The organism is Bradyrhizobium sp. CCBAU 11434 (genome assembly GCF_028128895.1).
Lineage (GTDB): Bacteria > Pseudomonadota > Alphaproteobacteria > Rhizobiales > Xanthobacteraceae > Bradyrhizobium > Bradyrhizobium zhengyangense.
On record NZ_LBJX01000053.1, the window covers coordinates 1 to 6,278 of the forward strand.

The window sequence follows — 6,278 nt, forward strand, 5'->3', positions numbered from 1 at the left end:
CGATGGTCGCACCATACGCCACGATGTAGAACACCGCAGCGGGAACGTTGGCACCGAGACATCTCATACCGGTTACCAACATGCTGGAGCGTCTCAACGAGGAGATCCGGCGGCGCACTTATGTGGTGCGGATCTTCCCCAATGCCGAGAGCTGCTTGCGGCTGGTGCGCGCCTTGACCGCCGAGCGTCACGAGACCTGGCTCGAGGATCATCGCTATCTGAACATGGATCTGCTCAAGGAGCACAAGAAGAAGGCGTTACGCCAGGCGGCCTGACGACGCTCAGGCCCACCAAGGGGATGCACGCCACCCCTCTCCACCGCCGTCGCTCGCCAGCGCTGCGCTTTCGGGCAAGCGAGCGACGGCGGCTCCGAGGGGATGGCTCGGCCGGACCCCATGATCAATTTTGCTGAACTTGACGCACAGAACTCAAATCGCAAGCAATTCGCTCCGAGAAAAATGGGCCACCGCCGGAGGCCGGCAGCGGCCCAGTCCAAGTCGGGAGAAACAGCAGACAAGCCGGTCTGCCAGCGGGCTTGGAAAATCGTCGAGGGCGTGATCAGGGCGTCAAGACGTCGGCAAGGACAGCGTTACGCGAACTGATTCGGGGCAGCCAATACCAATTTAGGACGGCGCAATACCGAACTGGTATTGATGGGCTAACGTCAAAGGACGCTCCAGACTCGGGAGCGGCCGCTCAAGAATAAACTTAGGGATCGATCCGCCGGTGCGCCTTGTACGAAGCGTCGGCAAGCCGGTGATTTGCGGCCGAGCGTTCATCTGGCTTGTCGGCCCGCGATATCCGAGACCCGGCCGGAGGCAGCAACAAGGTGCATCGTTGCTCGACCCGCGAAAGCTCCCCTGAGCCGGCTATCGCCAGCACTTTTCCTCGCTGTCATAGGCGCCGGATATCGGATCGCTGACGTCCGTCAACTCGCGCTTCAGCACTTTATTGCTGGAGGCGGTTCTCGGAAGGGCCGGAATGAACGCGATGTAGCGTGGCACCTTGAAGGCAGCAAGACGGGAACGAGCATGATCGAGAATGCGCTCTACGGGTAAGTCGCTAGACGTAAACCCGCTCTTGAGCTGCACATAGATCTTAACCTCCTCGCCCCGCTTTGCGTTACGAACAGGCACGGCCGCCACATCCTCGACCTCGGGAATCTCTCGGACGACTGCTTCCACCTCGCGTGCCGCGATGTTCTCGCCGGAGCGTCGGATCATATCCTTCGTGCGCCCTACCAGCCAATGAAAGCCGAGTTCGTCACGTCGCATCAGATCGCCGGTTTTGAACCATTCGCCCTCGAACGACTCGGCATTCGCTTCCGGCCTGTTCCAATAACCCTTGAAAATTGCGCGCCCCCTCACCCACAACTCGCCGACTTCACCAATCTGGGCGAGGCTGCCGTCATCCCTGACCAGCCGCAGCTCTCGGAACGGCGCGGGAAGACCGAATGAAGCGGCGGCATCGATTTCATCGACGTTGTTGGGTGGTAGTGTGCCCCAACCGATTTCCGTCATCCCGTAGTTATTCTGACCGCACGCGCCAAAGCGCTCACGGAAACGGCGGATCGAGTCGGAGCTCCAGCCGCCATAATGCGCTACCTGCTTCAGACAGGTCGATGCGTCGTCGGCGGCCTCGGGCTGCCGCGTTGCCAACTCCGGAAACGAACAGGATTCGATTCGATACGTCTTCAACCAATCGATAAATCGCGTCGCACTGGGGTTCTCCGCGACATAGAGTGTCGCGCCTTGTCGATATGACCTCAGAAGCTGCCCTTGCGTTTCGGCGTAAAAGAAGGGCGCCCAAGACAAATATTTCTTGTATGGCTCGCGGTCGGAAGAGGCCAATGCGTACGAACATACGCCCCAGTAGTCGTGCGTCAACGTGCAGCCCTTGGGAAAGCCCGTCGTTCCAGACGTATAGGCTACGTTCAGCAGATCGTCGGGGCCGACATCCTCCCGGATCGGGGAGTCCTCGGTGCCCTTGACCAATTCATCGAGTGTCGTAGCCATCCGGTCGGAAGCGTGTCCGACAAGAACGACCCGCTCCTTGGCGAGCGCCTGTGGCCACGGGTCCATGGTCGAAAAGACCTGCCAAGCGGACTCATCGACGATGGCAAAGCGCGCCTGGGTGTCGCTGAGAACATATTCGATTTCTCTCGGCGTATAGCGTATGTTGATGGGAACCAGCACCGCACCAAGTTTTGCGAACGCAAACCACAGGATCGGGAATTCGAGCCGATTTGGCAGCATGACCCCGATCCGATCACCCTTGCGTACCCCAAAAGTGCGCAGCGCGTGCGCGCATCTATTGGACCTCAGATCCATCTCGGCGTAGGTCGCACGTTCATCACGCTCGAACATGTCGACAGCCAGTGCAGATCCATGGGTGCGGGCTCGCATTGACACCAGTTGAGCGATCGTGATGGTTTCGTATGTGGCTTCCAGCAGCTCGAGCCTGCGACAGGCTTCCGCCACGCGATCCTGGATCCGGGTCTGCGTCTTCTTTTTTGCCTTCATCGTACTAAGACCTTTAGTTTAGTAGCAAACCTCCGGCGAAGTGTGGATCGCCTTGTAAGTGTTCGACTGAGTTCGGGGCTCGTCGACTGAATCTGCTTCGAAGTCACGCACCTTACCTGCCTCAATTGCCGCGATCACGCCCTCCTTCGGGACCTCAGCATAATTTTAGCCAAGCGGAAATGCAGTCCTGCCTCGCTGGTGACCTCCTTGACCAGGTCAGCCACTTGATCCACCTGCGCGTTGATTCTGGCCATGCGGGCGCTACCGACCATGAGAGGAATTTGCGCTGCGCGGGCCGCCTTAACCAAATCGCCAGCTCCCGTTTGAGGAGACGATCAGAAATGAGTGGCGAGCCATCACCGAGGTAACACGGCCCAGAATCTGTCGAGCCAGCATCGACCGCGATTGCGTCTGGGCTCAGCGTCATGTCACGCTCGAGCGCTTCAAGACGCAAAGCCTGCGCAAGACAGCCCGTCGGAGTGAGAATGCGTACAGATGCCATTACTTCTTGCTGATTTACTTGCGCCGGTGCGCTTGAGCGGCCAGGTTCTGGCCTAGACGTTAGCTACCCAAGACACTTGGCGCGGTGCCTGTCGCCATGCATAGTTCAGGTAGGCCTGCCTCCAATGCACTTCCCGGAGCGCGGTTGGCGCCAACCAACTGATCCTGCCAATCATCGTGGAAACCATACCTCACGCCACGTCCCATGAAGTGCGCGCGAGAAGATACCCGATGATTCTTTTGGCCTACGATCATTCGCAGGCCGGCTAGATGTCATTGGCCTTGGTGAGCCTAGCAAGCGCACTCCAGTTTGGGGCTCCAGATTTCATGGCGTACAGCTCCTTCATCGCGCCGTTGCTGCGCAACACATCCAACTGCTTGTTATTACGAAAAATGCACATCCTCTCTTCCGAAGACGGCGCCAAATCCATGCAGGGGTGCCTCATCATCCAGCACCAGCTGGACACTCTTCTGCTCGGAGTCCGGGATGGTAAATTGGCCGACCGCGAACCCGTCCGCCCGACCGCCGATGATAGCCGCAACGCCAGCCTGAACCGGCGTGAAGGCTCGCAGGCCCATACCTTTGAGTACCAGGTTCACGATCTCGACCATATAACCCACCGCCTGTCCGCTTTGCGACACGACCACATGGGGAGGAGCCGACCCCAGTGCGACCTTGACTTCGGTAGCCTTTCGGATCGCAGTCATAAGATTGTCGTCGGCTCTTGTGACGTGCGGATTCAAACAGACCGCCAACGCAAGCAGCGAAACGATCAACGAGACTTTCGCGGTTGCTCGCATACCGACGCTCCCCAATTTCCCACATTCTGTTGAATTAATGGAATATGAGTGGACGGCCTCCGAAGAGGCCAATACCGTTTTCGGAGAGATCTACACCAAATTGGAATTGACGCACGTCCTTAGGCCTTCTGAGAAGGGGCACTAAAGCAGGATGGGGTTAGGTTGAATCAATTTTGGATTCCCAAATCAGTGTGTTTCTGATTCACCATGGATCGGAGGCCAGCATGGATGGGCAAGCCTTACTCTCTGGATCTTCGCAAGCGTGTCGTGGCTGCGATCGAGGGCGGGATGTCTCGCAATCAGGCGGCCAAGCAGTTTGAAGTAGCGATCAGCACGGGCCATCGGTTGGATGCAGCGGGTCGAAGAGACCGGCAGCGTTGAGCCTGGTCAAATGGGCGGTCACAAGCCGAAGGCGGTTTCGGGAGACCACGCCGTCTGGCTGTCGCAGCGGATCAAGGACGGCGATTTCACCATACGTGGCCTCGTTGCTGAGCTTGCCGGTCGTAGCCTGAAGGTCGACTACCACTCGGTATGGGACTTCGTGCATGCCGAGAAACTCAGCTTCAAAAAAAAGCGTGGCGGCTGGCGAACGCGATCGACCCGAGGTCGCCCGGCGGCGAGCCCAGTGGACAAAGTATCAAGATCGCGTCGAGGCTGAGCGGCTGGTCTTCATCGACGAGACTTGGACCAGGACCGATATGGCGCCCTTGCGGGGATGGGCGTCGCGCGGCCACAGACTTCACGCGAAGGTTCCCCACGGCCGGTGGAAGACCATGACCTTCCTGGCGGCCCTGCGCCATGACCGGATCGATGCGCCATGGTTCATCGAGGGGCCAATCGACGGCGCGAGCTTTCGCACCTATGTCGAGAAGGTTCTTCTGCCGACCCTTCAGCCCGGCGACATCGTCGTCTTGGATAACCTCGGCATCCAGAGCAAGGCAGTTCGCCAACTCATCCGTTCGGTCGGTGCCAAGCTCTTCTTCCTGCCAAAATACTCGCCCGACCTGAACCCGATCGAACAGGTCTTTGCCAAGCTCAAGCACCTGCTCCGCAAAGCTGCCCCGCGAACCGTCGACGCAGTCTGCGCCGCAATCGGCCACGCACTCGACGCCTTCACTTCCAAGGAATGTGCCAACTACCTCAAAAATTCAGGCTATCGAACCTAATGCCATCACGCTTTAGCGCAGCCGAGTGATGTCGGTGCTCAGCTCCGGACTGCGAGCGTTCTTAAGCGCCTGGCAGACGATCGCGCCCGCCAGAGCGCTCCTCGAAAAGCTAAGACACAATCAGGCCCGAGTCGAGGTGACAACTAAGGAAACAGGCCACGTGTTTCTTTCGCACCGCGCACGCGCTTGACACCTATAGCGTCGCAGCGAAACGCGTGCCTCCCTTTGTGGGACCCAGGGTGAGGTGATGCTGCACACGATAGCCCTCAAACACTGCGGTCGTACCGTCATCACGGCGAATCGGACAGGAGACGGTGATCGCGCGCTTTGGCATCAACAGCCGAGCTCTGGCGTAATCCGGTATACACAGATGGTCGGCGATAACCTCTAATTGCTTTACGACCATGTCAAAGACCGGCCCACTGTAAACAGTCACGTTAGCTCTTTCTTTAATGTGAATGTTGGTCTTGAGGTGACGGCATCTTGAATCGACGCCCTAGCGAGTGCGCATCACGTAATGCCGTGCACCTGTGTCAATGAGCTGAACGCTCCGCTCAAGCAGGAGTCTGTCCACATCATGAACCTTGCGGTTCCCGACAAAGCATCGAACGACATTCAGCCTGTTGGATCTGCTACAAAGCAACTAGCTAGCCTCAGCGCCGACTGTTGCCAAGCGCCCCTCACCAGATGGCAGTCGGGACTGACGGGGCGAGGAAGAGAGCAGGCGCTGTTGGCCCTGTACCTTGCCGCCCAGCAGCTGGCTTCGGAGCCCAACATGGTGGGGATGCCGTGGATCGGTCCGACCGCCCAAATCCCTCTCCGCCCCCGCTTCCTCACACTCGCATTGGATGCTGAAAAGCTCCCCCTTCCACAAGTTCGAAGGACGTTTCAGCCTTTCGTGAATTTGTCATCGGCCGAGACCAGTTGACGCATATGCATGCGCTTACATGCAAGAAGTGATCTCAGTCGGGAAAGCGTTCGCGCAGTTTCAATTTCGCAAACTTTCCTGTCGACGTCTTTGGAATGGATTCGATAAACTCGTAGCGCTCGGGCAGTTGCCACTTCGCAAAGCCGCGAGTCAGCAAGTGCTCGCCGAACTCTTTCGTGTCCAGCTGCTTGCCAGGCTTAAGCACGACGCAAGCGAGCGGCCTTTCGGCGCATTTTTCGTCCGGAAATCTCGATCACCGCAGCTTCGGCGACCGCTGGATGCTCCATTTAGGCATTCTCGAGATCGGCCGAGCTGATCCACTCACCACCGGATTTGATAAGATCCTTCGTGCGGTCGGTG

5 protein-coding genes and 2 pseudogenes are annotated in these 6,278 nt (G+C 58.3%); 3 read left to right on the forward strand and 4 right to left on the reverse strand.

The annotated features are described in order from the left end of the window. Positions 1 to 47: 47 nt before the first annotated feature. Positions 48 to 275 (forward strand): transposase, encoded by a 228-nt coding sequence (locus XI06_RS13125; protein ID WP_442869432.1) that lies wholly within the window; start codon positions 48 to 50, stop codon positions 273 to 275. A 594-nt stretch (positions 276 to 869) separates the two neighbouring features. Here XI06_RS13125 and XI06_RS13130 read toward each other — a convergent pair. Both XI06_RS13130 and XI06_RS13135 read right to left on the reverse strand, forming a co-directional pair. Continuing rightward, positions 870 to 2,522, reverse strand: a complete 1,653-nt coding sequence (locus XI06_RS13130; protein ID WP_271605506.1) for a class I adenylate-forming enzyme family protein — start codon at positions 2,520 to 2,522, stop codon at positions 870 to 872. Between the two features lie 885 nt (positions 2,523 to 3,407). After that, positions 3,408 to 3,824: a hypothetical protein gene (locus XI06_RS13135; protein WP_271605507.1), complete on the reverse strand. Its 417-nt coding sequence runs from the start codon at positions 3,822 to 3,824 to the stop codon at positions 3,408 to 3,410. Between the two features lie 228 nt (positions 3,825 to 4,052). On the opposite strand from XI06_RS13135, the pseudogene XI06_RS13140 reads away from it, so the two are divergent. Continuing rightward, a pseudogene (locus tag XI06_RS13140) lies at positions 4,053 to 4,990 on the forward strand (IS630 family transposase). Between the two features lie 196 nt (positions 4,991 to 5,186). Here XI06_RS13140 and XI06_RS13145 read toward each other — a convergent pair. Beyond that, positions 5,187 to 5,426 (reverse strand): annotated as a pseudogene (locus XI06_RS13145) (Glu/Leu/Phe/Val dehydrogenase dimerization domain-containing protein); the annotation flags it as partial. A 526-nt stretch (positions 5,427 to 5,952) separates the two neighbouring features. Next, positions 5,953 to 6,123 carry a hypothetical protein gene (locus XI06_RS13150; RefSeq protein WP_271605508.1) on the reverse strand — a complete coding sequence of 57 codons (171 nt, stop codon included), beginning with the start codon at positions 6,121 to 6,123 and terminating at the stop codon, positions 5,953 to 5,955. Here XI06_RS13150 and XI06_RS13155 point away from each other — a divergent pair. Continuing rightward, a partial coding sequence (locus tag XI06_RS13155) for a hypothetical protein (protein ID WP_271605509.1) occupies positions 6,095 to 6,278 on the forward strand: 184 nt, incomplete at its 3' end. The two genes, XI06_RS13150 and XI06_RS13155, sit on opposite strands and share 29 nt — an antisense overlap.